The sequence below is a fragment of the Dyella sp. S184 genome (assembly GCF_009766065.1).
Taxonomy (GTDB): Bacteria; Pseudomonadota; Gammaproteobacteria; order Xanthomonadales; family Rhodanobacteraceae; genus Rhodanobacter.
This window is the reverse complement of the sequence record NZ_LMUE01000005.1, coordinates 46982-71867: the sequence shown is the minus strand read 5'-3', so window position 1 is coordinate 71867 and position 24886 is coordinate 46982. Positions and strand designations below refer to the sequence as shown.

22 protein-coding genes are annotated in these 24886 nt (G+C 63.0%); 11 read left to right on the top strand and 11 right to left on the bottom strand.

All coding sequences use genetic code 11. The features are described 5' to 3' along the window. Window positions 1-143: 143 nt before the first annotated feature. Entirely contained in the window at window positions 144-1181 is a 1038-nt protein-coding gene (locus GSQ75_RS10260; RefSeq protein ID WP_158754669.1) for a helix-turn-helix domain-containing protein, read from the bottom strand. A 675-nt stretch (window positions 1182-1856) separates the two neighbouring features. Here GSQ75_RS10260 and GSQ75_RS10255 point away from each other — a divergent pair. The 6 genes from GSQ75_RS10255 to GSQ75_RS10230 all read left to right on the top strand — a co-directional run bounded on the left by GSQ75_RS10255 (window position 1857) and on the right by GSQ75_RS10230 (window position 6211). Next, the gene (locus GSQ75_RS10255) at window positions 1857-2315 is read left to right on the top strand and encodes a hypothetical protein (RefSeq protein WP_158754668.1); all 459 of its coding nucleotides are present in this window, start codon (window positions 1857-1859) and stop codon (window positions 2313-2315) included. Window positions 2316-2471: 156 nt separating this feature from the next. Continuing rightward, window positions 2472-3107, top strand: coding sequence for a 16S rRNA (guanine(527)-N(7))-methyltransferase RsmG (gene rsmG / locus GSQ75_RS10250; RefSeq protein ID WP_158754666.1), 636 nt, complete (start codon window positions 2472-2474; stop codon window positions 3105-3107). A 51-nt stretch (window positions 3108-3158) separates the two neighbouring features. Further along, on the top strand, window positions 3159-4028 hold the full coding sequence (locus GSQ75_RS10245) for a ParA family protein (protein ID WP_158754664.1): 870 nt from the start codon (window positions 3159-3161) through the stop codon (window positions 4026-4028). A 3-nt stretch (window positions 4029-4031) separates the two neighbouring features. Then, on the top strand, window positions 4032-4901 hold the full coding sequence (locus tag GSQ75_RS10240) for a ParB/RepB/Spo0J family partition protein (protein ID WP_174236719.1): 870 nt from the start codon (window positions 4032-4034) through the stop codon (window positions 4899-4901). A gap of 145 nt (window positions 4902-5046) precedes the next feature. After that, a complete protein-coding gene (locus tag GSQ75_RS10235; protein ID WP_158754662.1) occupies window positions 5047-5763 on the top strand; it encodes a glycosyltransferase in 717 nt (238 codons plus the stop codon). A 79-nt stretch (window positions 5764-5842) separates the two neighbouring features. Next, entirely contained in the window at window positions 5843-6211 is a 369-nt protein-coding gene (locus GSQ75_RS10230) for a DUF488 domain-containing protein (RefSeq protein ID WP_158754660.1), read from the top strand. A gap of 22 nt (window positions 6212-6233) precedes the next feature. On the opposite strand, the gene GSQ75_RS10225 is transcribed toward GSQ75_RS10230, so the two are convergent. Then, entirely contained in the window at window positions 6234-7187 is a 954-nt protein-coding gene (locus GSQ75_RS10225; protein ID WP_158754658.1) for a patatin-like phospholipase family protein, read from the bottom strand. A 13-nt stretch (window positions 7188-7200) separates the two neighbouring features. Then, window positions 7201-8184, bottom strand: coding sequence for a YafY family protein (locus GSQ75_RS10220; RefSeq protein WP_158754657.1), 984 nt, complete (start codon window positions 8182-8184; stop codon window positions 7201-7203). A 289-nt stretch (window positions 8185-8473) separates the two neighbouring features. Between GSQ75_RS10220 and GSQ75_RS10215 the strand changes: the two genes are divergently transcribed. Continuing rightward, entirely contained in the window at window positions 8474-9286 is an 813-nt protein-coding gene (locus GSQ75_RS10215) for a DUF481 domain-containing protein (protein WP_158754655.1), read from the top strand. Between the two features lie 77 nt (window positions 9287-9363). Here the strand turns inward: GSQ75_RS10215 and hemC are convergent, their stop codons facing one another. Continuing rightward, window positions 9364-10281 (bottom strand): hydroxymethylbilane synthase, encoded by a 918-nt coding sequence (gene hemC / locus GSQ75_RS10210; RefSeq protein ID WP_158754653.1) that lies wholly within the window; start codon window positions 10279-10281, stop codon window positions 9364-9366. 135 nt (window positions 10282-10416) lie between these two features. Here hemC and GSQ75_RS10205 point away from each other — a divergent pair, with 135 nt between their 5' ends. The 3 genes from GSQ75_RS10205 to GSQ75_RS10195 all read left to right on the top strand — a co-directional run bounded on the left by GSQ75_RS10205 (window position 10417) and on the right by GSQ75_RS10195 (window position 13666). Further along, window positions 10417-11172 (top strand): Bax inhibitor-1/YccA family protein, encoded by a 756-nt coding sequence (locus GSQ75_RS10205; protein WP_158754651.1) that lies wholly within the window; start codon window positions 10417-10419, stop codon window positions 11170-11172. Window positions 11173-11252: 80 nt separating this feature from the next. Further along, complete coding sequence (locus GSQ75_RS10200; RefSeq protein ID WP_158754649.1) at window positions 11253-12296, top strand: TonB family protein; 1044 nt, start codon at window positions 11253-11255, stop codon at window positions 12294-12296. 218 nt (window positions 12297-12514) lie between these two features. Next, complete coding sequence (locus tag GSQ75_RS10195; protein ID WP_158754648.1) at window positions 12515-13666, top strand: acyltransferase; 1152 nt, start codon at window positions 12515-12517, stop codon at window positions 13664-13666. A 16-nt stretch (window positions 13667-13682) separates the two neighbouring features. On the opposite strand, the gene tkt is transcribed toward GSQ75_RS10195, so the two are convergent. The 7 genes from tkt to GSQ75_RS10160 form a co-directional block, all read right to left on the bottom strand. Beyond that, window positions 13683-15731: a transketolase gene (gene tkt / locus GSQ75_RS10190; RefSeq protein ID WP_158754646.1), complete on the bottom strand. Its 2049-nt coding sequence runs from the start codon at window positions 15729-15731 to the stop codon at window positions 13683-13685. A gap of 37 nt (window positions 15732-15768) precedes the next feature. Further along, a complete protein-coding gene (pgm, locus tag GSQ75_RS10185) occupies window positions 15769-17415 on the bottom strand; it encodes a phosphoglucomutase (alpha-D-glucose-1,6-bisphosphate-dependent) (RefSeq protein ID WP_158754644.1) in 1647 nt (548 codons plus the stop codon). Beyond that, on the bottom strand, window positions 17412-19076 hold the full coding sequence (pgi, locus tag GSQ75_RS10180) for a glucose-6-phosphate isomerase (protein ID WP_158754642.1): 1665 nt from the start codon (window positions 19074-19076) through the stop codon (window positions 17412-17414). Before pgi ends, pgm begins: the two co-directional genes overlap by 4 nt. Then, window positions 19073-20176, bottom strand: coding sequence for a transaldolase (tal, locus tag GSQ75_RS10175; RefSeq protein WP_158754640.1), 1104 nt, complete (start codon window positions 20174-20176; stop codon window positions 19073-19075). The genes pgi and tal overlap by 4 nt, the downstream gene beginning before the upstream one ends. Window positions 20177-20211: 35 nt before the next feature. Next, window positions 20212-20925: an HAD family hydrolase gene (locus GSQ75_RS10170; RefSeq protein ID WP_158754638.1), complete on the bottom strand. Its 714-nt coding sequence runs from the start codon at window positions 20923-20925 to the stop codon at window positions 20212-20214. Continuing rightward, entirely contained in the window at window positions 20919-22325 is a 1407-nt protein-coding gene (zwf, locus tag GSQ75_RS10165; protein ID WP_158754636.1) for a glucose-6-phosphate dehydrogenase, read from the bottom strand. The genes GSQ75_RS10170 and zwf overlap by 7 nt, the downstream gene beginning before the upstream one ends. Window positions 22326-22527: 202 nt before the next feature. Further along, window positions 22528-24063, bottom strand: a complete 1536-nt coding sequence (locus GSQ75_RS10160; protein ID WP_158754633.1) for an MDR family MFS transporter — start codon at window positions 24061-24063, stop codon at window positions 22528-22530. Between the two features lie 82 nt (window positions 24064-24145). Here GSQ75_RS10160 and GSQ75_RS10155 point away from each other — a divergent pair, with 82 nt between their 5' ends. Continuing rightward, the gene (locus tag GSQ75_RS10155; protein WP_158754632.1) at window positions 24146-24883 is read left to right on the top strand and encodes a TetR/AcrR family transcriptional regulator; all 738 of its coding nucleotides are present in this window, start codon (window positions 24146-24148) and stop codon (window positions 24881-24883) included. Window positions 24884-24886 lie beyond the last annotated feature (3 nt).

Genomic DNA, 24886 nt, shown 5'->3' with positions numbered 1-24886 from the left:
CTTTTCCAGAGCTGTGATCGAGTATCGGCTCGCCCGAGCAGCACCACAACAGAAAGTGCTGATGCATTTACAACTTGGTGTAAATGCATCACTAGTCGATCACGATCTTGCAACAACATGAGCAGCCTGTCCGACTCATGTTTTCAGCGCGAGGATCGCGTTCTCGCCTTGGAACTTGGCGTTAACCCGTTTGGAAATGCATCCAGGGCGGCGCGCCAACCCAGCTGGAACCTCGTTCGAGTATCAAAGGACTTCATGAGTTCATTGATGCGTCGGGTCAGGGTCATAGACGAGATACCCGCCTCGTGTGCGATCGCCTTGTCATTGAGGCCTGCGGCCAGCAAGGGAATGATTTGCTCGGCCGCGTCGGACCATCGGGCATCAGCTTTTCCGGCGACCAATTTACCGGTTCGTGTAAACACGACAGGCGTCGATCGTTCCCAGGTCAATTCGAAAAGTGAGCGGAGGCCGTCCAGCAATGAAGATGCCCTCACCAAGAGGGTCGGACCATCCATGTCGTCTAATCTCAACGGGATAAGTGCAATCCGTTGGTCCGCAATAAGCATTTTCACCGGCAAAGCGGGGAAAATCCGGGCTTCTTCACCGTTCTCCACGGCGCTGCGCATCAATTCGAGCGCGTTAGGTAAGCCAAGAAATCCCGTGTCGGAGATGTTGCGTACGCGAACCCCTTTCGGCACTTCTTGAAAAGCAATATTTAACGCAGGTGCACGTTGGAAGCCAAGAATCTCACTTCGAGTCGTGTCTATTACCTGAGTAAAGATTTGACTCAGGGCTGCACGGTTTTTGATGATCTCGACAGCCAATTCGTTCTCACGAGGATCAGCAAACGCCAGGAAGCGACCCTTCAACGCTGGTATAGCTGAACGCGCAAACTCCAGACCAGCCTGGCGTTGACTAATGAGTGCCTCTACCGCGAGCTCCGGTGGCGCAGCGACATAGCGTCTTGGACGGTCAGACGAGTGGGAGACCAACCCCTTCAACTCGATGCTATCGAGCAGGCGCTGAGCACTAGGCGCTGATAGGGATAGCAAGTTGGCGACTTCCGCCGCCGTCGCCATACGGTGTTCAAGAAGTACGCCATAAGCGCGCTCCTCCATTTCGTCGATGCCTAGAGCCTCCAAGGGCCTTGGAGCATCTACTACAGTACGTCGCGTGGCCATTTACGTTTCCTCATGCTTCGAGATCACCAAGCAACTCATCGCTAATCGCATGCGCAAAGGGCCGTGAGGTCGCAAAGGTAATGCTGTCTTTATCCCGCCGTCTATACGTCTATACGCCGCTACAGCGTATGACCTCCACAAGCTCTGCACGTTCGTGCGTATCGGCAGAGGTCGTAGCTCGCTCTTTCAAGTCGGGTATGACCGAACGTGCTCGCTCAGCCGGCATACCCCTCATAAGTCGGCCTCTTTGGGTCAATAACCGCCAAAAAGTGCGCAGCCAACTCACCTCAGCGAGAAATTGATCTCATTTGGGGTATTGCGCTGAAACAGGCTACATCTGCCCTAAATCCTCGTTTCTTACGGCCGATCTGGTCCTTCAGATGGCTGAGAACGCAAGTTGGCAGACCTTATGCTTCGATGTTTACAAGACCGGCCAGATGCCATCTGACACGTTTTAGGGTCGCTGACATCTTTCACGTGCTTACTGACATCAATAAGGGCGGCCGACAGGGCAATTCATTGGCAACGGGATTGCGTCAGGGGATGGATTGACGTTAAATCTACATTAATCTTTCTCGTTAAATTTGAATTAAACTCAAGAGAAACGACCGACTGCGTGCTGAAGCTCTCGTTTCAGGCGAAAAGAAACCATATAAACCATTGTTTATCATAAATATGACCACCCTGATCTTCATCCTGATACTGGCTCTGGCCGCGTTCACCGCGCTGGCTGTGAAGCGCGTACCTGTCGGTCAGGTGTACAGCCTTTATCGGCGGGGCAAGCCGGTGCGTTTGCTGCAGCCGGGCACCCATGTGTTGATGCCGTTGCGTGATCGTGTCGCTCATCGGATCGATCTTGGCGGTCACATCTTGCGCTTCCAGGAATCGCTGGCCGGCACACATGACGTCAGCGGCAGGGTTTACTGGCAGGTGCTGGAGCCGGAGCAGGCTGATGCAGTGATCGAGCAGGCGGATCAACTGATTCGAAGCGGCACACTGGATGCACTGCGTGGGGAGCCGGAGGTTGCCGGCGACGACTCCCGTGATCTGGGCTTGCGGCTGAAGCAGAAGCTGAATTTGGCGCTGCGCGAACGCGGCATGATGGTGACCCGGGTTGAGCTGGAGTTCGCCTGAATCTAGGTAACAAACGCAAGATTGCCCAAGAGCGATCTGCACAGGGGATGTTGAAAGATTTTCACCCGCTACGGCGGGTTTTCTTTTGTCCGCGGCTGGCGTCGCAGCGCGCCGATCCGGATACTTGCCAGCCTTCGTATCACCACGGGAATCCGCATGACCGCGCACACTGCCCTGCAGGCCCGGCTCGAACAGGGTATCGCCGCGCTTGGCCTGTCATTGCCTACGGATGCGGTGGCGCGCCTGCTCGACTACCAGGCGTTGCTGGAGCGCTGGAACGGTGCCTACAACCTCACGGCCGTACGCGATCCCGTGGAGATGATCACCCGCCACCTGCTCGACTCGCTGGCGATCCTGCCGTTTGTACAGGGCCAGCGCCTTGCCGATCTAGGCACCGGCCCCGGCTTGCCAGGCATTCCATTGGCGATTGCTGCACCGGGGCGGGAGATCCTGCTGGTCGATTCCAATGGCAAGAAGGTGCGCTTCCTGCGTGAGGCGATCCGCACGCTGAAACTCGAGGGTGTGCGTGCGATGCAATCGCGGGTGGAGGAGGTCGAAGGTCAGTTCGACTGCATCACCGCGCGTGCGTTTGCCAGCCTGGCCGACATGCTCGGCTGGGGCGGCCACCTGCTGGCGCCAGGCGGTGTCTGGCTGGCGATGAAGGGCAAGGCGCCGGACGACGAACTGCCTGGTGTCCCGGCTGGCTTCACGGTGCGCGGCATCCATGCGCTGGCCGTGCCGGGGCTGGCGGCCGAGCGCAGCCTGGTCGTGCTCGGTCGGGCAAGTTCCTGAGCGGATGCTAATCTAGACCCCTTTTCACCCGTACACGGTATCGACGACACCATGGCCCGCATCATCGCTGTCGCCAACCAGAAAGGCGGCGTCGGCAAGACCACCACTGCCGTCAATCTCGCTGCCGCCCTGGCTGCCGCGAAGCGCAAGGTATTGCTGGTCGATCTGGATCCGCAGGGCAACGCCACGATGGCCTCGGGCATCAACAAGCGCGAGACCCGGCCGAGCGGTTGCGAAGTGCTGCTGGAAGAAGCCGAGATCACCGCGGCGATCGTGCCGACCGACGGCCATTACGACCTGCTGCCAGGCAACGGTGACCTCACCGCGGCCGAGCTGAAGCTGATGGACGCGCTGGCGCGCGAGCATCGGCTGAAGGAACTGCTGGCGAAGGTCTCGGCGAATTACGACACCATCCTGATCGACTGCCCACCGTCGCTGAACCTGCTCACGCTGAATGCGCTGACCGCCGCCCACGGCGTGCTGATCCCGGTGCAGTGCGAATATTTTGCGCTGGAAGGCCTGTCCAGCCTGCTGGACACGATCAAGGCGGTGCGCCACCGGTTGAATCCGGCGCTGGAGATCGAGGGCCTGCTGCGCACCATGTACGACGTGCGCAACAACCTCGGCAACGAAGTCTCGGCCCAGCTCACCCAGCATTTCGGCGACAAGGTATTGCGCTCGATCATCCCGCGCAACGTGCGGCTGGCCGAGGCGCCCAGCCACGGCCAGCCGATCCATCTGTACGACCGCAGTTCACGCGGCGCGATTGCATACATCGGCCTGGCCGGCGAAGTGATCCGGCGTGAGCGTGGACTGCCACCGCGTGCTGACCAAGCCGTTGCGGTCGACGACATCGAACCGCCAACACACGGCGGTGGCGGCGCGATGCTCAAGGCGCCGGCCGCCAACCATCAGGAATAAAGCATGGCTGCTGCGAAAAAACGTGGATTGGGACGCGGGCTTGATGCCCTGCTCGGTGGCGACGGCGAAGCTGCGCCGTCGCTGATCGGGCAGGAAGGCGAGCTGCGCATGTTGCCGATCCAGCAGATCCAGCCGGGCAAATACCAGCCGCGCCGGCACTGGAACGACGAGGCGCTGGACGAGCTGGCCGCGTCGATCAAGGCGCAGGGCCTGATCCAGCCGGTGGTGGTGCGCGCCATCGGCAAGAACAGTTACGAGCTGATCGCCGGCGAGCGTCGCTGGCGCGCGGCCCAGCGTGCCCAGCTGGCCGAACTGCCGGCACTGGTGAAGGTGGTGCCGGAGGCTGCGGTGCCGGCGATGGCGCTGATCGAGAACATCCAGCGCCAGGATCTCACCCCGCTGGAAGAAGCCGACGCGCTGAAGCGGCTTATCGACGATTTCGACCTCACCCACCAGCAGGCCGCCGACGCCGTCGGCCGCTCGCGTGCCGCCGTCTCCAACCTGCTGCGGCTCACCGATCTGCCCGCCTCGATCAAGAAATTGCTCGACGAAGGCAAACTGGAGATGGGCCATGCGCGTTGCTTGTTGACCCTGCCCGAGCACGAAGCCGAGAGTCTGGCGCTGGAAGCGGCGCGCAACGGCTGGAGCGTGCGTGAGTTGGAGGAAGCCGCCCGGCGCGCGCAGAGTGCACCGAAGGGCAAGGCGAAGAGCACGCCATCGCGCGACGCCAACATCGCCGACCTGGAGCGCCAACTCAGCGAACGCTTCGCCACCCGCGTCGAGCTGGCGCAGGGTCGCGGCAGCCGCGGCAAGCTGGTGATCCACTACCACAGCAATGACGAGCTGGAAGGCATCCTCGGCAAGATCCGCTGAGGACAGCAATGAGAGGAGAGGAGTGAGAAGGAAGAGAAGGCATCAGGGCACGGTATGCCCGCGCGCTCTCGCTTCTCTCTCCTCTTCACTCGCTTCTCGCTCCGCCACACGCTTCACGTTCACGTAAATATTCAAGGCTTCCCCCATGCCGCAACTTTCCGTCGTCGTCCCCGTCTTCAACGAGCGCGACAATATTCCGCCGCTGCTCGACGAGATCGCGGCTGCCCTGCGCGGCAAGGTCGATTACGAAGTCATCTATATCGATGATGACTCCAGTGACGACAGTCGCGCCGTGCTGGGCGCACAGAAGGCCGTCCATCCGGAATTGCGCGTGCTGCACCACGTCACCCGCAGCGGACAGAGCACGGCGGTGTGGAATGGCGTGCGCGAAGCAAAGTCGCCGTGGATCGCCACGCTGGACGGCGACGGCCAGAACGATCCTGCCGACATCCCGAAGCTGCTCGCCGCGCGCGCTACGGCGGACGCCGAGACGCGACTGTTCGCCGGCTGGCGTACCACCCGTCGCGACAGCTTCAACAAGCGGATCTCCTCGAAGATCGCCAACGCGGTGCGCTCGCGCATGCTCAGGGACGCCACGCCGGATACCGGTTGCGGCCTGAAACTGTTCGATCGCGAAGTGTTCCTGCGCCTGCCCTACTTCGACCACATGCACCGCTACCTGCCGGCGCTGGTCAAGCGTGCCGGATTCCAGAGCCAGAGCGTGCCAGTGGGTCATCGGCCACGCACCGCCGGTGTGTCCAAGTACGGCATGCTGGATCGGCTGTGGGTCGGCCTGGCCGACCTGCGTGGTGTGGCGTGGCTGATGCGGCGTGGCAAGGTGACCAAGGTCGAAGAGCTATGAGTCGAGGAACCCAGATCCGCGTCACGCCAGGCTGATGCGGTCGTCGTATGCTGGGAATCTTCCGTTCGGGTGACCGCCTATGAGCATCGCCGTCAAACGTGTCTACGAACCAGCCGCGAAAACCGACGGTTACCGTGTGCTGATCGATCGGCTCTGGCCGCGCGGACTGAAGAAGGACGACGTGCTGCTGGATCAGTGGGCGAAAGAGCTGGCGCCCTCCACCGCATTGCGCCAGTGGTTCGGGCATGAGCCGACGCGTTGGGATGGTTTCCGTCATCGTTATGCCGCCGAGCTGGATGCCGCTTCCACGCATTGGCGGCCGTTGGCCGAGCATGCGGCAAGGCATGTGGTCACCCTGCTCTACGGCGCGCGCGATGAGGAACACAACAACGCCGTCGCGCTCAAGGCCTATCTGGAAAACTGGCTGCGCACGCACGGCCCGCGCTGAGACCATCGAAACCAATGTGAGGTCAGTGCTGCCGCTGTGGCGTCGCCGACTTCGACCAGTGCGCCAGCGCCTCACGCGTCTGCACACGACCACGCTCGATCAACTCGCGGGCGCGATAGAACTCGTATGCAGTCGATACGTTGCGTGGCAGCTGGATCAGCAGATCCGGCTCATACGCAGCCAGGCGCAGGCGCGAGAGGTTCGCCTGCATCAGGTCCATCGACTGGTTGAGCAGATCCCAGGCGCCAGGTTCGCGCGGCTTGCCTTCGCTGTGCGGCAGCAGCCGACCGAAGAATTCGCCAAGGCGGCGACGGTAACTGGTCTCGTCCACGGGATCGTCGTCAGTTGCTATCTCGACCGGCGCCAGCTGTGCCGGACCATCCATGCTGACCGCGAACAGGTAGTCGGCCGGATCGCGGATCAGCGGCGTGACGGGTACCGGATTCAACAGCGCGCCGTCGAGCAGTCGGCGCCCGTTGACTGCATATGGGCGAAACACTGTCGGGATCGAGATCGAGGCGCGGATCGCGTCGAACAGCGAGCCGCGCGTCAGCCATACCTCGCGTTCGCGATCGAGGTCGGTGGCGACCGCGGTGAAGGCGAGCGGCAGTTCCTGGATGCAGACGTCGCCAATCAATTCGCGCAACGTGCCGATGATCCGCTCGCCCTTGATCAGGCCGCCGCCGGAAAACGTCCAGTCGAGCAGTTTGAACACGTCAAGCCTGGCCAGCGTGCAGGCCCAGTCGCGATAGACATCGAGCTTGCCCATCGCATACACGCCACCAATCAAGGCGCCCATCGAGGTGCCGGCAATCGCGGTGATCTGGAATCCCTGCGCCTCGATCTCCTCGATTACGCCGATATGCGCCAGCCCCTTTGCACCACCGGCGCCGAGCGCCAGCGCCACGGTGGGTTTGCGTGGCACCACGGCATCGGCCGGTGCTGCGCTGGTTTCGGCGATCTCGGTATGGCTCATCGCGGCGCCTCGCTCATGCCGGCGACTGTTGGTAACCGCCCAAGGCCAACTGCAGCAGGATCTTCATTTCCTCGCGCAGCGGCAGCGGCCCCATGACCTCTGCGTCCGGGCCGTATTTGAGTACGTCCATCAGCAGTTCCTTCGAATTGGAGTAGGGCACTTTCAGTTCATAACGACCATCCGGCAGCCACTCGCCTTTCTGCTGCGAATGCCAGTGCTCGTCGGCGACCCAGCGGGCGGCGTGCGGCGAGAAGCGCAGAGTCGCCCATGCCTTCGGTTTGCCGGCGAAGATGCCGTAGCTGGAGGCGAGCAGTTCGTTGAGGTCGCCTTCCGCGACATCGGTGGCTGCGGCATCCAGCGCATGCGCCTCGGCCATGCGATCCACCGCGAAGCTGCGCAACGCCTCGCGGTCGTGATCCCATACGTCCAGATACCAGTTGTCGCGGTAATGGGTCAGCCGTTGCGGCGACACGGTGCGGTGGCTGTCGATGTTGGTAGTGCGTGCGCGGTAGCGGAAACGCAGTTGCTTCCGCTCCAGCACCGCGCCGGCGACGATGCGGAATACCTGCTGGTCGAGCTTGCGCTCGCCCCACGGGATCACCCGGATGCGCTCGATCGGCAATGCCTTGCCGCTGCCCTGATCGGACAGCAGGCCCTCGATGCGCGCCTTGAACGGCGCCAGTGCACCGGCCAGCACGCCCGGTCCGGAGCGGCTGATCAGCTCGTTCAGGGCCAGCAGCGCGGACAGTTCGTCGGAGGTCAGCCACAGCCCTGGCAACTCGAAGCGTTCGCCCTCGCCGACTTCGTAGCGAAACGCGGCCTGCTCGCCGCCAGCGCTTTCGATCGGCGCGCGCAGCGCGTCGCGCAGAAACGCGATGTCGCGATACAGCGTGGCGCGCGAACACTCCAGTTCGCCGAGCAGGCGCGACAGCGGAATTGGGTAATGCGCCGATTTCAGCAGGCGGTGCAGGGTCAGTATGCGTTCGTAGCGATCCATGGACTCGTCGGCATATCGTGGGGATGAACGTTTGTAGCATGGCGGCGGTGCATGGCTGCCGCAAGCCATAGCTTGCTCGATGTATAGCGCTTAGGAGTGACGGGCTACGCGACGTGCCGTTGTCCGCTTGGCGGGATGTCCGGACCACATAGGCGCGATGACTTTTGCCAAAGGTTTCGGCGGCCTGAAACTCAGTGCTGCCTGAACCGCGCTAGCAAGCGTTCACAGTTCGTTCAATCCATTTCGTTAAGGTACGCATCACTATTAATTAACAAATGGACTGCCCCCGATGAAAAAGACCTTGATCGCCGGCCTGCTGCTGGCCGCCCTTGCAAGCTCTGCTGCGCAGGCTCAGGACGCAACGCCTGCCGCTGCCACCAACGATGGGGGTTGGAGCGGTTCGGGCCAAATGGGTTTTGCCTCGACCACCGGCAACTCGCGTTCGCAGAACATCAACGCCAAGCTGGACTTCAAGCAGGAAAACGACCAGTGGAAGAACGATATCTTCCTCAGCGAGCTGCGCGCCAAGAGCCAGACCAAGGTGGTCGACGCCGCCGGCAATACGGTCAATCAGTTCAACACCACCGCGAATGATTTTACGGCGGGAGCCTCGGCTGGCTTCAAGCTCGATCCGCGCAGCTACATCGTCGGTTCCGTGTATTACGACCACAACGATTTCGGTGCCCAGCTGTGGCAGGGCACCGTCGCCATTGGTTATGGCTACATCGCCGTGAAAGACGATCGTAACGAGTTGTCGTTCGAGGTCGGCCCCGGTTACATGCGCTTCCGCCCGGCGGTTACCGACGTCGTGGTCGGCGGCATCGATGTACCGCAGCAGACGACCGTGGAAGGTCAGACGGTGCTGCGTGGTCTGGTCAACTACAAGTTCAAGATCACCGACAACACCTCGTTCGATGACACCTTCCTGCTGGAATCGGGCTCGAAGGATACCTATATGCAGAACGATGCCGGTATCGCAGTCAGCATGACCAAGAAGCTGTCGCTGAAGGTGGGTTTCCAGGTGCGTCACAACAGCACCGTGCTGCCGGGTATCAAGAAGACGGATACGCTGGCGACCACCAACCTGGTCTACAGTTTCTAAGTCCAGCCTGCTTCGTTGCCGCAGTATCGACGGCCCTTCCGCGCAAGCGGGAGGGCCGTTTACGTTGTGGTGCGCGATCAGCGTCCGAGCAGTTCGTCCGCGCCCTGGGCCAGCAGGGTCGCGGCGACGTGTTGGCCCAGGGCCTCCGCCTGATCGCTGGTGCTGCTGCCCTCGGCATGCAGCAAGCGGCCGCTGGCCGCATCGCCAACCATGCCGCGCAGATACAGTCCGTGTTCGCCAAGCACACACCAGGCGCCGACCGGCACCGTGCAGCTGCCGCCGAGTGCCTGGTTCATCGCGCGCTCGGCGGTGATGGTGAGTCGGGTATCGGCATCGTCCAGCGCGGCGAGCAGGGCCAGCACGCTGGCCTGCCCTTCACGCGCCTCGATCGCGATCGCCGCCTGCCCCGGTGCCGGCAGCCAGTCCGGTGCGGCCAGTCGGCCGCGGATGCGTGCGGCCAGACCCAGCCGCTCCAGACCGGCGCAAGCCAGCACGATCGCGTAGTAGTCGCCAGCGTCGAGCTTGCCGAGGCGGGTGCCGACATTGCCGCGTAGGTCGAGCAGCACCAGATCCGGCCGCAGCGCGCGCAGCTGCGCCTGCCGCCGCAGCGATGAGGTGCCGACCCGTGCGCCGTGGGGCAACGCAGCGAGGTCCGCGTAATGGTTGCTGACAAACGCATCCGCCGCATCCGCGCGCGGCAGGATCGCCGGCAGCACGAAACCCGGTTCCAGCTGGGCTGGTACGTCCTTCAGCGAATGCACGGCCAGGTCGGCGCGGCCTTCCAGCATAGCCACCTCGAGTTCCTTCAGGAACAGGCCCTTACCGCCGATCGTCGCCAGCGGCTGGTCGAGAATCTCGTCGCCACGAGTAGTCATCGGCACCAGTTCCACCAACAGCCCCGGATGCGCCGCGCGCAGCAGGGCGGCGACGTGCTCGGCCTGCCACAGCGCGAGTGCGCTCTTGCGGGTGGCGATACGCAGGGTGGGGGGATTCATTGGAACTCCGCGACATTTGGCTGGGTCATATTGTCGCGTAGTTTCCGCGTACGGGTGCAGCGACGTATCGGCGCAGGACGGGTGCGCAGCCCGCGACGGACAGCTACGATGGTCGGCATCGCATAGGAGAAGATCATGCAAAGCGGCAATCCGGTACTCAACAAGAACACCTTCCTGGACGCGGCCAGCGGCGCAGTCGTTTCGCGCGGCGACGAGGCGATGACGATCAACGGCACGGTCAACAAGACCGGGTTTCTGCTGATCCTGGTTCTGGTCGGTGCGATGTACAGCTGGAGCCAGTTCAGCGGTCCGGCCAGCATGCCGGCAATGCTCCCGTTGGTGCTGATCGGCGCGATCGGCGGCCTGATCCTGGCCCTGATCACCTCATTCAAGAAGACCTGGGCGCCGATTACCGCGCCGCTATATGCCTTGGTGGAAGGTCTGTTCATCGGCGCGCTGTCGGCGATCTTCGAGATGCGCTATCCGGGCATCGTGATCCAGGCGGTGGGGCTGACCTTCGGCACCATGGCGGCGCTGCTGCTGGCCTATCGCAGCGGGCTGATCAAGGTCACCGAGAAATTCAAGCTCGGCATCGTCGCCGCCACCGGCGGCGTGATGCTGCTGTACCTGGCCAATTTCGCGATGGGCTTCTTCGGCCACTCGATGGGCTTCATCAACGGCCATAGCGGCATCGGCATCGCGTTCAGCGTGGTCGTGGTGGTGATCGCCGCGCTGAACCTGGTGCTCGACTTCGACTTCATCGAATCCGGCGTCAACGCCGGTGCGCCGAAGTACATGGAGTGGTACGGCGCGTTCGCGCTGGTGGTGACCCTGGTGTGGCTGTACCTGGAGCTGCTGCGGCTGCTGTCGAAGCTGCAATCGCGCAACTGATATCGCGCACTCAGTCCAATCAACGCTGATGGGGTCAGCGTTGAGTTTTCATGAGCAGTCCAGAAAGGGGATGAATTGTGATGATCCATGGTCTGGCGAAGCATTTCGCATTGGCGATGCTTCTCATGGGAAGTACGGTGGGAGCCGTAGCAAACAGCATGGATCGCGCCGAGGTCATCGCGCCACCAGTGCCTATTTACACCCCTATGCCGCAATATCCGGGGTCGGCTTCGAATCGCCCAGAAGGCATGGTTCTCATGCTGATGGATATCGATATCGAGGGACATGTCATCACGGCACGTATCGACCAGTCCAGCGGTTATCGGGTACTCGACGAAGCTGCATTGAACGCGATCCGACATTGGCGATTCAAGCCAAAAACCGTCAATGGTGTTGCGGTGGAAGGTTATGTGAGGCTGCCCGTCAACTTTAACGCAGCACCGACACCACCAGCCTCGTCATTTCCGCCGGATGCGACCGTAATGGAGGGAGAGAAAGCTGCCAGCGTCGGCGATTTTGGCGAAGCATTTCGAAAATTCGAGCCATTGGCTATTCAGGGCAATGCGCTCGCGCAATATGACCTGGCACGGGTGTACTACTTTGGCTCGGGAGTACCAGTCGATTACGTCAAGGCGCTGACATGGTTTCAGAAGGCAGCGGAACAGGGACACTCTCACGCACAGGCCATGCTTGCCGGCATGTACATGAAAGGTCAGGGCGTGCCCAAGGATTATGCGACCGCAGCCGTCTGGTTTCGAAAGGCGGCAGAGCAACATTATGTGGATGCCGAGTTCATACTCGGTGATCTTTATGAAGGCGGGATTGGCGTGCCGCGCGACTACGTTGAAGCTGCACGCTGGTATCGCGTGGCAACAGCGCATGGAAGCCCTGTCGCGGCGAAGAGTCTGGCGATCATGTATGCCGAGGGGCGTGGTGTGCCTAAAAGTCCCGAGATTGCCTATGCGCTCTTTCATCTCCCGTCGAACGTGCCCGATCGACCCGACCAGGCGCGTGCCCGTGGCGAGCTGAGTACTTCCTTGACACACGAACAAATCGCCGCGAGCAATGCATTGGTGCAACAGATGAAGCAAGTGGGTGTGCTGCAGGTGCTGGATTCTTATTGACCGTGCTTGTCGTTTGCCGCGATGGTGCGCTTGGCGCAGCTAAGTGATGAGTGTCATGTGGAAATCAGCATCACCTATATCGACCTGAGCAAGTGGACCGCCACGCGCGCACGTTGCCACGCGTGGTATATGCAGCAGGCGCCAGCTCGCCAGACAATCCTCAACAGACGACCCATGGCCACCATGCCAGATGGACTCCATTCAAGCGGGGAAGCAGCATGAGTCGGATGCCGGGCCTGGATCTGTTGCGTGCCATCGCGATCGTGTGGGTGATGCTGTTCCATTCGTACATCGTCGGCGGCATCGGCGAGCGCTTTGCCCTGCTGGAAAGTTACGGCTGGATCGGGGTCGACCTGTTCTTCGTGCTGAGCGGTTACCTGATCGGCTCGCAGTTGCTGAAGCCGCTCAGCCGTGGCGAGCCGCTGGCGTTCGGCAATTTCTACCTGCGCCGCTCGCTGCGTGTGTTGCCGGCATATCTGGTGGTGTTGGCGCTGTACTTCAGCATGCCGGGTTTCCGCGAGGCGGACGGCATCCAGCCGCTGTGGCAGTTCCTCACGTATACGGTCAACCTGCTGATCGACTACCAGCACAACAAGGCGTTCTCGCATGTGTGGTCGCTGTGCGTGGAAGAGCATTTCTACCTGCTGTTTCCCTTGCTGGCCTGGTGGCTGATGCGCCGCCCATCTCTGGCGAAATTCGTCGGTGTATGCGTGGCGACGGTGCTGGCGGGCATGGCCATCCGCGGCTATGTCTGGCTGCATGAGCTGGCGCCGACGCCGAACTCGCTTGAGTTCGGCGTGCGCTTCGTTGAGGGCATCTATTACCCGACCTATACCCGGCTCGACGGCCTGCTCGCGGGCGTGGTGCTGGCGGCGATCCAGGCGTTCCGTCCGGCGTGGTGGCGGCAGATGCAGGAGCGGGCCAACCGCTTGCTGCTGCCGGCAGGTCTGCTGATCACGGCGCTGGCGATGTGGCTGTTCCGCGATCGGGCTGGTCTGTTGCCAAGCGTGATCGGCTATCCCTTGCTGTCGCTGGGCTTCGCCTTGCTGGTAGCTGTCGCGGCCGGCACGCAAGGCTGGCTGAGCCGCTTGCGGATACCCGGCGTGAAATGGCTGGCGCTGACTTCCTACAGCCTGTACCTGATCCACAAGGCGGTATTTCATCTGGTCGAAAGCACGCTGCCACCGCAGTTGCTGGAGCAGGGCGTACTCACGTTCGCGATCTATGCGGTGGCGGCGTTGCTAGGTGGAGCCTTGTTGTACTACGGGGCCGAACGGCCGTTCCTGCGACTGCGCGAACAGCTGCGCCACAGGAAAGCCGTCCCGGCCATCGCCGACGAAATCGCCGCGTCGACGGCGCCGATTCAATAACGCCGATCGCGCGAGATCAGCGCACCAACAGCGCCTTCGCCCGCGCCACCACGTTATCCACCGTGAAGCCGTATTCGCGCAGCAACACGTTGGCCGGCGCGGAAGCGCCGAAGCGGTCGACGCCGAGCATGTCACCCTTGGCGCCCACGTAGCGATCCCAACCTTGCGAGACGCCCAGTTCCACCGCGAGTCGTGCGGATGCATTTGGCGGCAGCACCTGATCGCGGTAGCTCTGCGGCTGCGCATCGAACAGCTCCCAGCTCGGCATCGACACGCAGCGCACCGCGATGCCTTCGGCCTGCAGTTGATCGGCGGCGGCGAGGATCAGGGCGACTTCGGAACCGCTGGCGAGCAGGATCAACGTGGGCTTGCCGTCCTTCGCGTCGCTCAGCACATAGGCGCCCTGGCGCACGCCGTCGGCACTGGCGTAGCGCGTGCGGTCGAGCGTGGGGAGATCCTGTCGGGTCAGCGCCAGCAGTACCGGATGCTTCTCCGATTGCGCCGCCACCTTCCACGCCTCTGCGGTTTCATTCGCGTCGGCGGGGCGGATCACGGTGAGGTTGGGGATCGCGCGCAGGCTGGCCAGCTGTTCCACCGGTTCATGCGTGGGGCCGTCCTCGCCTACCGCGATGCTGTCGTGGGTGAATACATGCACCACGTGCACGCCCATCAGCGCGGCGAGGCGGATCGCCGGGCGCATGTAGTCGGAGAAGATCAGGAAGGTCGAGCCGTACGGCAGGAAGCCGCCGTGCACGGCCAGCCCATTGCTGATCGCGCCCATCGCGTGCTCACGCACGCCGAAATGCAGGTTGCGGCCGGCATAGCTCCAGCCGGCGCTATCGGAACCTTGCGTATCTTGTCCCGGCGCAGGAGCCGGGTTGAAGTCACCGAACCCTTTCAGATTGGTATGCGTCGACGAGTCGAGGTCGGCGGAACCGCCAAACAGCGCGGGTAGTTTCGCCGCAAGCGCATTCATCACCTTGCCGCTGGCGACGCGGGTGGCGAGGCCCTTGGCGTCGGCAGGGAACACGGGAATATCCGCGTCCCAACCAGCCGGCAATTCGCCGCGCAGGCGACCCTGCAGTTCTTTGGCCAGATCGGGGAACGCCTTGGCATAGGCGTCCAGACGTCCATTCCAATCGGCTTCCGCCTTGGCGCCTTGCTCGAGTGCCTCGCGGAAATGTGCCAGCGCGGGCTCCGGTTCCAGGAAATCGGGCTCGAGTGGCCAGCCGAGGTTCTGCTTGGTCTTCTTGGTGTCCTCGATACCGAGCGGCGAACCGTGCGCCTTGAAACTGTCCTGCTCGGGCGAACCGAAACCGATATGCGTGCGCACCAGAATCAGCGACGGCCGCGTGGTGTCGGCGCGGGCGGCCTCCAGCGCGGCGCTGATCGTATCCACATCATTGCCGTCGGCCACGTGGATGATCTGCCAGCCATACGCCTCGAAGCGTTTGGCGCGATCCTCGGAAAACGTGATGTCAGTGCCGGCGGCGAGGGTGACGTAGTTGTCGTCGTACAGGCAGACCAGCTTGCCGAGTTTCAGATGCCCGGCGAGCGAGGCGGCTTCGCTGGCGACGCCTTCCATCAGGTCGCCATCGCTGACGATCGCCCAGGTGCGGTGGTCGATCACGTCATGGCCGTCGCGGTTGTAACGCGCAGCCAGATGCGCCTCGCCGATCGCCATGCCGACCGCATTGGCCAAGCCTTGGCCGAGCGGTCCGGTAGTCACTTCAACACCGGACGTGTGGCCGTATTCGGGATGTCCCGGTGTCTTGCTGCCCCACTGGCGGAACTGCTTGAGGTCATCCAGCGACAGCGCGTAACCGGTCACGTGCAGCAGGCTGTACAGAAGGGCCGAGCCGTGGCCGGCGGACAGCACGAAACGATCGCGGTCGGGCCAGTGTGGATTCGCCGGGTGATGCTTCAGCTGTTTTGTCCACAGCGCATACGCCATCGGCGCGGCACCGAGCGGCAGGCCGGGATGGCCGCTGTTGGCCTTCTGCACCATGTCCACCGACAGGAAGCGAAGCGTGTTGATGCATTGCTGATCGAGCGCGCTGGACATGGTGGTTCCTTGGATGACGTAGGGTAGAAAGGGTTGTTCAGGCGAGCGCGGCGTCGACGATCTTCTGAGCTTCGGCGAGCAGGCTCTGCAGGTGGTCCGGGCTCTTGAAGCTTTCCGCGTAGATCTTGTAGATCGCCTCGGTGCCGGACGGTCGCGCGGCGAACCAGCCGCTGGCAGCCACGACCTTGATGCCGCCGATCGCCGCGCCATTGCCCGGCGCCTTGTCGAGCACCTGTTCGATCTTCTCGCCGGCGAGCTGGTCGCTCTTCAATTGATCGGGCGACAGCTTGGCCAGCTTCGCCTGTTGCGCCGGCGTGGCGGCCGCTTCGACACGATCGGCGAACGGTTCGCCGAGTTCCTTGGCCAGCTGCGTGTACAACTCACCGGGATCCTTGCCCTGGCGCGCGGTGATCTCGGCCGACAACAGTGCAGGCACCAGACCGTCCTTGTCGGTGGTCCACACCGAGCCGTCGTGGCGTAGCAGCGACGCACCCGCGCTCTCTTCGCAGCCGAAGCCGAGCGAGCCATCGAACAGGCCTTCGGAAAACCACTTGAAGCCGACCGGCACTTCATACAGCGATCGACCCAGCCGCTTCACCACGCGGTCGATCAGCGCAGTGGTGACCACGGTCTTGCCGACCGCAGCCTTGGCATTCCAGTTCGGCCGATGCTGGAACAGATAGTCGACCAGCACCGACAGGTAACGATTCGGTTCCATCAGCCCGCTGCTGCGGGTGACAATGCCGTGGCGGTCGTGGTCGGTGTCGCAGGCGAGCGCGACGTCGTATTGGTCCTTCAGCCCGATCAGCCGTTGCATCGCGTACTTCGATGAAGGATCCATGCGGATCTTGCCATCCCAGTCCACCGTCATGAACGCGAACTGCGGATCGACTTCCTTGCTGACCACGGTGAGATCGAGTTTGTAGCGATCGGCGATGGGTGCCCAGTAGTGCACGCCGGCACCACCGAGCGGATCGACGCCCATGTGTACGCCGGCGCTGCGGATCACATCGAAGTCGATGATGTTGGCAAGGTCGGCGACGTAGTGATTGAGGAAGTCGTGTTCGTGTGTCGTGGAGGCTTTGCGCGCCTGCGCGAACGGCATGCGTTTCACGTCCTTCAGGCCGCCTTCGAGCAAGGCGTTCGCGCGGTTCTGCACCCAGCCGGTGATGTCGGTGTCGGCCGGCCCGCCATTGGTCGGGTTGTACTTGAAGCCGCCGTTGTCCGGCGGATTGTGTGACGGGGTGATCACGATGCCGTCGGCCAGGCCGCTGGTGCGGCCCTTGTTGTAGACCAGGATCGCGTGCGAGATCGCCGGCGTGGGAGTGAACTCGCCGCCGGTGGCGATCATCGTTTCCACACCGTTCGCCGCCAGCACTTCCAGCGCGTTCTCGAACGCGGGTTGCGACAGCGCATGGGTATCGAAACCGATGAACAACGGACCATCGATGCCCTTGCTCTTGCGGTATTCGCAGATCGCCTGGCTGATCGCCAGGATGTGCCACTCGTTGAAGCTGCGATCGAACGAGCTGCCGCGATGGCCGGAGGTGCCGAAGGCGACGCGCTGTGCGGACACCGACGGATCAGGTTTCAGGTCGCTGTAGGCGGCCAGCAGCTTGGGAATGTCGACCAGGATCGACGCCGGCGCCGGCTTGCCGGCGAGTGGACTGATTTTCTGACTCATGCTTTTCCCGAAGTCGCACCATCGCGCAGCTGGCGATAGCGATGGATCAAGGCGTTGGTCGAACTGTCGTGGGCCAACTTAGGTTCGTCCTTCGCGGTCAGCTCGGCGATGGTGGTCTTCGCCAGCTGCTTGCCCAGCTCTACGCCCCACTGGTCGAACGAGTCGATATCCCAAATCGTGCCCTGCACGAACACGCTGTGCTCGTAAAGCGCGATCAGGGTGCCCAGCACGTGCGGTGTCAGTTTCGCCGCGAGAATGGTATTGCTGGGGCGATTGCCCTCGAACGTGCGATGCGGCACCAGCGCTTCCGGCGTACCTTCGGCGCGCACCTCTTCCGCGGTCTTGCCGAACGCCAGCGCCTCGCCCTGCGCGATCAGGTTCGCCATCAGCAGGTCGTGCTGGTCGCCGCCGCCTTGGGCAGGCAGCGGGTTCAAGGTATGGCCGAAGCCGATGAAGTCACACGGCACGATGCGCGTGCCCTGGTGGATCAGCTGGTAGAACGAGTGCTGGCCATTGGTGCCCGGCTCGCCCCAGTAGATCGGTCCGGTGTTGTAGTCCACAACCTTGCCGTTGAGTGTCACGTGCTTGCCGTTACTCTCCATCGTCAGCTGCTGCAGGTAGGCGGGGAAGCGTTTCAGGTACTGCTCGTACGGCAGCACCGCGACCGTGGCCGCATCGAGGAAGTTGTTGTTCCAGATCGCCAGCAGGCCCATCAAGGCCGGCAGGTTGGATTCCAGCGGCGCGCTACGGAAGTGCTCGTCCATCGCATGGAAGCCGGCCAGCATTTCATGGAACTGCTCCGCGCCGATCGCCAGCATGGTCGACAGGCCGATCGACGAATCCATCGAATAACGGCCACCGACCCAGTCCCAGAAGCCGAACATGTTGGCGGTGTCGATGCCGAACTTCGCCACGCCTTCGGCATTGGTGGAGACCGCGACGAAGTGCTTGGCGATGGCGCTCTCGTCACCTAGCGTCTTGAGACACCAGGCGCGTGCCGCGTGCGCATTGGTCAGCGTTTCCAGCGTGGTGAAGGTCTTCGAGCAGATGATGAACAGCGTTTCGGCCGGGTCCAGGTCGCGCACGGCTTCGGAGAAATCGGTACCGTCCACATTCGAGACGAAACGAAACGTCATGTCGCGTCGGCTGTAATCGCGCAGCGCCTCGTAAGCCATCACCGGACCGAGGTCGGAGCCGCCGATGCCGATGCTGATCACGTTGCGGATGCGCTTGCCGGTATGGCCCAGCCATGCGCCGCTGCGCACCCGTTCGGAAAACACGGCCATGCGATCCAGCACTTCGTGTACGTCCGGCTCCACATCATGGCCGTCGACCAGGATCTTTTCCGTGGTCGGTGCGCGCAGCGCCACGTGCAGCACCGCGCGACCCTCGGTGCTGTTGATCTTGTCGCCGCGGAACATCGCCTCGATCCGCTGCGGCAGTTCGCAGGCCTCGGCCAGTTCGCGCAGCAGGCGCAGCGTGTCGGCGTCGACGCGCTGCTTGGAATAATCCAGGTACAGGCCGACATCCTCGACGGTCAGCTGCTTGCCGCGTTGAGCATCCGCAGCGAACAACTCGCGCAGATGTTTAGTGCCGATCGTGGCGAAGTGCTGCTTGAGTGCCTGCCATTGCGGGAGTGTGGTGAGAGGGGCGTGGCTCATCGCAGGGCGGGTCCTTTCGATTTGTCGGCCAGTGCGCTGGTCTTGTCGGCGATCCGCTGCAATAGCTGCGTCCACGATTTGACGAAGGCCGCGGCGCCGTCGACCTGCAGCTTGAGTGCCAGCGCATCGACATCGACGCCTGCCTTGCCGATCTGCGCCAGCACGCTGTCGGCATCACCACCGTCGGTACGCATCACGCCATGCAGCTGGCCGTGGTCGGCGAACGCGAGCAGGGTTTTTTCCGGCATCGTGTCGATGGTATCCGGGGCGGCCAGCGCGCTGATGTACAGCGTGTCCGGCGAGGACGGGTCCTTGGTGCCGGTGCTGGCCAGCAGCAGGCGTTGCGGCTGTGCACCAGCAGCTTCGAGCTTCTGCCAACGGGGCGAGGCGAGCAGTTCACGATAGGCGCGGTAGGTCTGCTGGCCTACCGCGATGCCGAGCTTGTTGTGCAGCTCGGGCGGCAGTTGCGGGTTGCTGGCGACGTCCCAGCGGCTGATGAACAGCGAAGCGACCGAACCCACGCGCGAACCGAGCCCGGCGGCGATGCGCCGCTCGATGCCGCGCATGTAGGCCTCGGAGACGGCCACGTACTGTGCGCAGGAGAACAGCAGGGTCACGTTGATCGGGATGCCGAGGAAGATCGCTTCCTCGATCGCCGGGAGGCCTTCCGGCGTGCCGGGAATCTTCACGAACAGGTTGTCGCGCTGCGCCTGGCTATGGATCTGTTTGGCCGCGGCGATCGAGCCGGCGGTATCGGCTGCCAGCAATGGCGAGACTTCCATCGAGACCCAGCCATCGACGCTGTCGGTGGCGTCGAAGATCGGCCGGAACAGGTCGGCGGCGCGGCGCAGGTCTTCCAGTGCCAGCTCGGTGAAAAGCGTCTCGCCGGACAGACCGGCCAACGCCTTGGCGTGCACGCCGGCGTCGTAGGCATCACCGTCGCCAATCGCGGCATCGAAGATGCTCGGGTTCGAGGTCAGCCCGGTGACCGAGAGATCCGCGATGTAGCGCGCCAGCGTGCCGTCGTCGAGCAGGGTGCGGGTGATGTTGTCCAGCCACAGGCTCTGGCCGAGTTCGTGCAATTGCTGGGTCGCTTTCATGCTTGCTCCATGACTTCGGTTCAATTCGGTTTGTTTCAGTTTGCCGGAAGGCTGATGACGGGCGTGTCTGGCAGGAAGTCTTCCAGCTTACGCCCCCGCAGATCGCCGATGCACGCAATCGTGAGGTCCGGCGCGGGCTGCAGGTCGGCCGGCGCCGCGGCCGCGTAATGGCCTTGGCGCACGAACACCGTGGTCAGCTTGTCGCCAAGGCGCTGCTTCATCTCGGCGAGGATCTGCGGCTTGTCGTCGACCATCACGTAATGCGCAGCCGGGTAGCGCTGCTGCATCGCCACCAGCATGTGCTGCTTGTGCAGGTAGATCAGCACCTCGCCATCAAGTGCATCCCACAGTCCCGCGTGCTGGATCTTGCGCGGCTGGAACACCACGTCGCCATCGGACAGTATCGCCGTCGGGCCCAGCGTGCGCAGGTGCGCGACGGTGTCCAGCGCGTGCGGATACAGCCGCGCGGCAAACGGATACTCCAGCAGGTAGGCCGACATCTGCAGTAGCGCCGGGTTGTTGTCGAGACCGGCACGGAAGAGCTGCAGTGCACCGAGGTAGTCGGCATAGCCCAGCTCGTCACGCAGCTGCGCATAGATCGCCCAGTAGCGGTCGCGTTCGGTGGTGCCGAACGCCTGCTCGAGTTTTTCGCCGAGGTCGGTGGCAAAGCGGTCGTTGTCGAGCAGAGTGTTGTCGACATCGAGCAGGAAGACGACGAAAGCGACACCACTGGCGTTGTCGCTCAGCATGGTTCGCTCGCTTCGGCGACGGGGTCATGCCAGCCCTCGGTACTGCTGACGATCTTCGCGGCCTCGGCCGGTCCCCAGCTGCCCGGCTCGTAGAAGGTCACGTTGCCCTCATGCTGCAGTACCTGGTCGACCACGGCCCAAGCCGCCTCGACGCATTCGTCGCTGGTGAACAGCGCGTTGTCGCCACGCATCGCGTCGGCGAGCAGCCGCTCGTATGGCGGCTTCTCCACCGCGGCATGGTGATGTGCGACCAGCTCCACGGGTTCGCCCTGCATCGCCTCGCCCGGCTTCTTCACCCGCATGCCTTCGGCAATGATCACCTCGGGACTGAGCCGGAAGCGGAAGTAGTTCGATTGCGGCGGCGTGATCTCGTCGAACACCGACAGCGGCGGCGTCTTCATGTCGACGATCACCTCGGTGGTGGTGATCGGCAGGTTCTTGCCTGTACGGATGTAGAACGGCACGCCGGCCCAGCGCCAGGTGTCGATGTGCAGGCGCAGCGCGACGAACGTCTCCACGTTGGAATCCGGCGCCACGCCGTCGACCTGGCGATAGCCGTTGAACTGGCCGCGCACCACTTCCTTCGGATCGAGCGGGCGCATCGCGCGGAACAAGCGCAGCTTTTCCGCATTCAGCGAGGCGGGGTCGTTGCCGATCGGCGCATCCATCGCCAGCAGCGAGGTCACCTGCAGCAGGTGGTTCTGCAGCACGTCGCGGATCGCACCGACGCCTTCGTAGAAGCTGCCACGGCCATCCACGCCGAACTGCTCGGCCATGGTGATCTGCACGCTGTCGACATAGCGGTTGTTCCATACCGGCTCGAGCACGCTGTTGGCGAAGCGGAAATACAGCAGGTTCTGCACCGGCTCCTTGCCCAGGTAATGGTCGATGCGGAAGATCGCCGATTCCGGGAACACCTCATGCAGGGTGCGGTTGAGCGCCTGTGCCGAGGCCAGGTCGCGGCCAAAGGGTTTTTCCACCACTACCCGCGCATTGTCGGCACAGCCGGCCTGGTGCAGGTTCTTCACCACCACGCCGAACAGGCTCGGCGGAATCGCCAGGTAATGCAGCGGTGCCTTGGCGCTGCCGAGCACCTGTTTCAAGTGGGTGAACGTGGCCGGATCGTTGTAGTCGCCATCGACGTACTGCAGACGTGCCGAAAACTTCGCAAACGCGGCTTCATCGACATCGCCGCCATGTTGCTTCGCCGCCTGCGCCAGGCTGTCGTGGGCGCGCTGTCGCAGCTTTTCGACGTTCCAGCCGGAATGCGCCACGCCGATGATCGGCAGATCCAGCCCATCGCGCAGCATCATCGCCTGCAGGGCGGGGTAGATCTGCTTGTAGGCGAGGTCGCCAGTGGCGCCGAAAAAGACCAGGGCATCCGAACGGGGTATCGGCATAACGATTGCTCTCTCCATGGAGCTGGCGGACGCCGTCAAAAACACGGCGCAAGGGGTAGACGATGCAGCGGTCACTTGGTCGCCCAAGATGCCGGACATCGGGTCTACTTTCCAGCCTGCACGCAGCGAGGTTAAACCGATGCATAAGCCTCCTCGCCCGCGGCTTGACGCGACGGCCGCAGGAAGCTGCGTCCCTGGCCCGTCAACGCTTCTTCAGCGGTACATCCTCGAGCAGCCATGCCAGCGCGAAAGCCAGCACGATGATCCCGGCGGCCACCAGGTAGACCATGTGCAGCGATCCGCCGAAAGCCTGCAGGTAATCCTCGCGCAACACCGGCGGCAGCTGATGCACCGTGGTCGGTCCGAGTGTGCGGGGCAATTCGGTCCCGGCGGGAATGAGCTGGTCCAGTCGCGCATGCAAGCCGTTGGTGAAGATCGCGCCAAAGGCCGCCACGCCGATCGAGCCGCCGATCGAGCGGAACAGCGTCGCGCCGGAGGTCGCCACGCCCATGTGCTTGAAATGCACGCTGTTCTGCACGGCGAGGATAAGCACCTGCATCACCATGCCCAGCCCGAGGCCGAGCATGCCGACATAGACGTACAGCACCTCGACCGGCGTCGAGTTCTTCAGGGTGCTGAGGAGTGCCATCGCAACAAACGCAACTCCGGTTCCCGCGATCGGGAAGAGGCGATATTTTCCGATCCGGCTGATGATCCGACCGCTGATGATCGAGCTCACCATGACGCCGCCCATCAGCGGCAGCAGCTGCATGCCGGCCTGCGAAGGCGTGGAGCCCTTGACCACCTGCAGGTAGAGCGGCAGGAAGGTCACCGAACCGAACAGCGACATGCCAATCACCAGCCCGATCAGGCAGCTCAGCAGAAAGGTGCGTTCGCGGAACAGTTCGAGCGGAATGATCGGCTCGGCCGCGATGCTTTCCTCATAGATGAAGCCCACGATCGCGATCAGGCCAAATGCGAGCGTGCACCAGAGCTGCGCCGACGACCACGGCAGAATCGTGCCGCCCTGGGTCGTGAACAGCACGATGCAGGTCAGCGCCAGTGCGAGGTAGGCGGCACCCGGGTAGTCGATCTTGTGCTTCACGTGGGCGACGTGCGGCTTGAAGACCGCCCCGATCACCAGCAACGCGATGATGCCGAGCGGCAGGTTGATGTAGAAGATCCAGCGCCACGAGAAATGCTCGACCAGGAAGCCGCCGATCAGCGGCCCGACCACCGTGGCCAGTCCGAACACGCCACCGAACAAGCCTTGATAACGACCGCGCTCGGCCGGCGGTATCACATCGCCGATCGCCGCCATGGTCACCACCAGCAAGCCGCCGCCACCCAGGCCCTGCAGGGCGCGCATGAAGATGAGCTCGGCCATGTTCTGCGCCAGCCCGCACAGGGCCGAGCCGAGCAGGAACAGCACGATCGCCACCTGCAGGACGATCTTGCGGCCGAACAGATCACCCAGCTTGCCGTACAGCGGCACCACGATCGTCGATGCCAGCAGGTAGGACGTGACCACCCACGACAGACTTTCCAGACCGCCCAGCTCACCGACGATCGTCGGCAACGCGGTGGACACGATCGTCTGATCGAGCGCGGCAAGCAGCATCACCAGCAGCAATGCCGAGAACAGCAGCCGGATTGGCGGATGCTCGCGAGTCGGTGCCTGCGGCGAAGCCGAAGCCGTGTCTACGGCCTCGACGGGTGCGGAAATATCGGCGCTCATGGGTGTGCCTGGTCTTGATATTAATTAACTAGGTAATTAATATACGGGGAAGTATCCCGACCGGTCAACAGGCCAGCTCAAGATGGCAGCGCGAAATCCCGACAAGCCGGCGGCACGCGAGCCGAAAGCAGTGAAGAAACGAAGCGCCTTGCCACGTCGTCCGGGCCGACCGACCGGCGGCGCCAGCGCCGTCGATCAGCGCAACCGGCTGATCGACACCGCCTTGATGCTGTTCGCGCAGCAAGGTATCGCCGATACCACGCTCGCCGCGATTGCCAAGGCGGCCGGGGTGACGCCGGCGATGCTGCATTACTACTTCAAGACGCGTGAGCAGTTGCTCGATGTGCTGATCGATGAACGTTTCTTGCCGGTCCGGAAATCCATCGAGGAGGTGTTCGAGGCCAACGCGGACGATCCGACGGCGGCGATCACCCAGCTGGTGCAACGCTTCATGAGCATCGCGGAGGAATACCCGTGGTTTGCCTCGATCTGGATGCGCGGCGTGCTCAGCGAAGGCAGCCTGCTCAGGGATCGGATCCGCGAGCGTTTCGGCGACGCCCACCAGAAATCCGCGTTTCAATGCATCGTGCGCTGGCAGGCCGAAGGACGGTTGAATGCGAATCTGGAACCTTCACTGGTGTTCATGTCCCTGCTCGGGCTGACCATGCTGCCACTCACCGCGGTGAAGATGTGGCGCGATGACCCGCTGCGCCGCGAGCTGGGTGCCAAGGAGATCGCGCGGCATGCGCTCGCGCTGCTGATGCACGGCGTAGGGCCACAGTTGCCTGCCACGAAGAAGCTCAAGAAGCAGGTTTCCTGATCG

What these genes read in the sequence shown, in the direction of transcription:
- GSQ75_RS10240 (WP_174236719.1), top strand. Translation starts at nt 4,032, where the DNA reads ATGGCTGCTGCGAAAAAACGTGGATTGGGACGCGGGCTTGATGCCCTG.
- zwf (WP_158754636.1), bottom strand. Translation starts at nt 22,325, where the DNA reads ATGCCGATACCCCGTTCGGATGCCCTGGTCTTTTTCGGCGCCACTGGC.
- GSQ75_RS10170 (WP_158754638.1), bottom strand. Translation starts at nt 20,925, where the DNA reads ATGCTGAGCGACAACGCCAGTGGTGTCGCTTTCGTCGTCTTCCTGCTC.
- pgm (WP_158754644.1), bottom strand. Translation starts at nt 17,415, where the DNA reads ATGAGTCAGAAAATCAGTCCACTCGCCGGCAAGCCGGCGCCGGCGTCG.
- GSQ75_RS10260 (WP_158754669.1), bottom strand. Translation starts at nt 1,181, where the DNA reads ATGGCCACGCGACGTACTGTAGTAGATGCTCCAAGGCCCTTGGAGGCT.
- GSQ75_RS10220 (WP_158754657.1), bottom strand. Translation starts at nt 8,184, where the DNA reads ATGGATCGCTACGAACGCATACTGACCCTGCACCGCCTGCTGAAATCG.
- GSQ75_RS10160 (WP_158754633.1), bottom strand. Translation starts at nt 24,063, where the DNA reads ATGAGCGCCGATATTTCCGCACCCGTCGAGGCCGTAGACACGGCTTCG.
- pgi (WP_158754642.1), bottom strand. Translation starts at nt 19,076, where the DNA reads ATGAGCCACGCCCCTCTCACCACACTCCCGCAATGGCAGGCACTCAAG.
- GSQ75_RS10245 (WP_158754664.1), top strand. Translation starts at nt 3,159, where the DNA reads ATGGCCCGCATCATCGCTGTCGCCAACCAGAAAGGCGGCGTCGGCAAG.
- GSQ75_RS10195 (WP_158754648.1), top strand. Translation starts at nt 12,515, where the DNA reads ATGAGTCGGATGCCGGGCCTGGATCTGTTGCGTGCCATCGCGATCGTG.
- tal (WP_158754640.1), bottom strand. Translation starts at nt 20,176, where the DNA reads ATGAAAGCGACCCAGCAATTGCACGAACTCGGCCAGAGCCTGTGGCTG.
- GSQ75_RS10255 (WP_158754668.1), top strand. Translation starts at nt 1,857, where the DNA reads ATGACCACCCTGATCTTCATCCTGATACTGGCTCTGGCCGCGTTCACC.
- rsmG (WP_158754666.1), top strand. Translation starts at nt 2,472, where the DNA reads ATGACCGCGCACACTGCCCTGCAGGCCCGGCTCGAACAGGGTATCGCC.
- GSQ75_RS10200 (WP_158754649.1), top strand. Translation starts at nt 11,253, where the DNA reads ATGATCCATGGTCTGGCGAAGCATTTCGCATTGGCGATGCTTCTCATG.
- hemC (WP_158754653.1), bottom strand. Translation starts at nt 10,281, where the DNA reads ATGAATCCCCCCACCCTGCGTATCGCCACCCGCAAGAGCGCACTCGCG.
- tkt (WP_158754646.1), bottom strand. Translation starts at nt 15,731, where the DNA reads ATGTCCAGCGCGCTCGATCAGCAATGCATCAACACGCTTCGCTTCCTG.
- GSQ75_RS10215 (WP_158754655.1), top strand. Translation starts at nt 8,474, where the DNA reads ATGAAAAAGACCTTGATCGCCGGCCTGCTGCTGGCCGCCCTTGCAAGC.
- GSQ75_RS10230 (WP_158754660.1), top strand. Translation starts at nt 5,843, where the DNA reads ATGAGCATCGCCGTCAAACGTGTCTACGAACCAGCCGCGAAAACCGAC.
- GSQ75_RS10205 (WP_158754651.1), top strand. Translation starts at nt 10,417, where the DNA reads ATGCAAAGCGGCAATCCGGTACTCAACAAGAACACCTTCCTGGACGCG.
- GSQ75_RS10155 (WP_158754632.1), top strand. Translation starts at nt 24,146, where the DNA reads ATGGCAGCGCGAAATCCCGACAAGCCGGCGGCACGCGAGCCGAAAGCA.
- GSQ75_RS10235 (WP_158754662.1), top strand. Translation starts at nt 5,047, where the DNA reads ATGCCGCAACTTTCCGTCGTCGTCCCCGTCTTCAACGAGCGCGACAAT.
- GSQ75_RS10225 (WP_158754658.1), bottom strand. Translation starts at nt 7,187, where the DNA reads ATGAGCCATACCGAGATCGCCGAAACCAGCGCAGCACCGGCCGATGCC.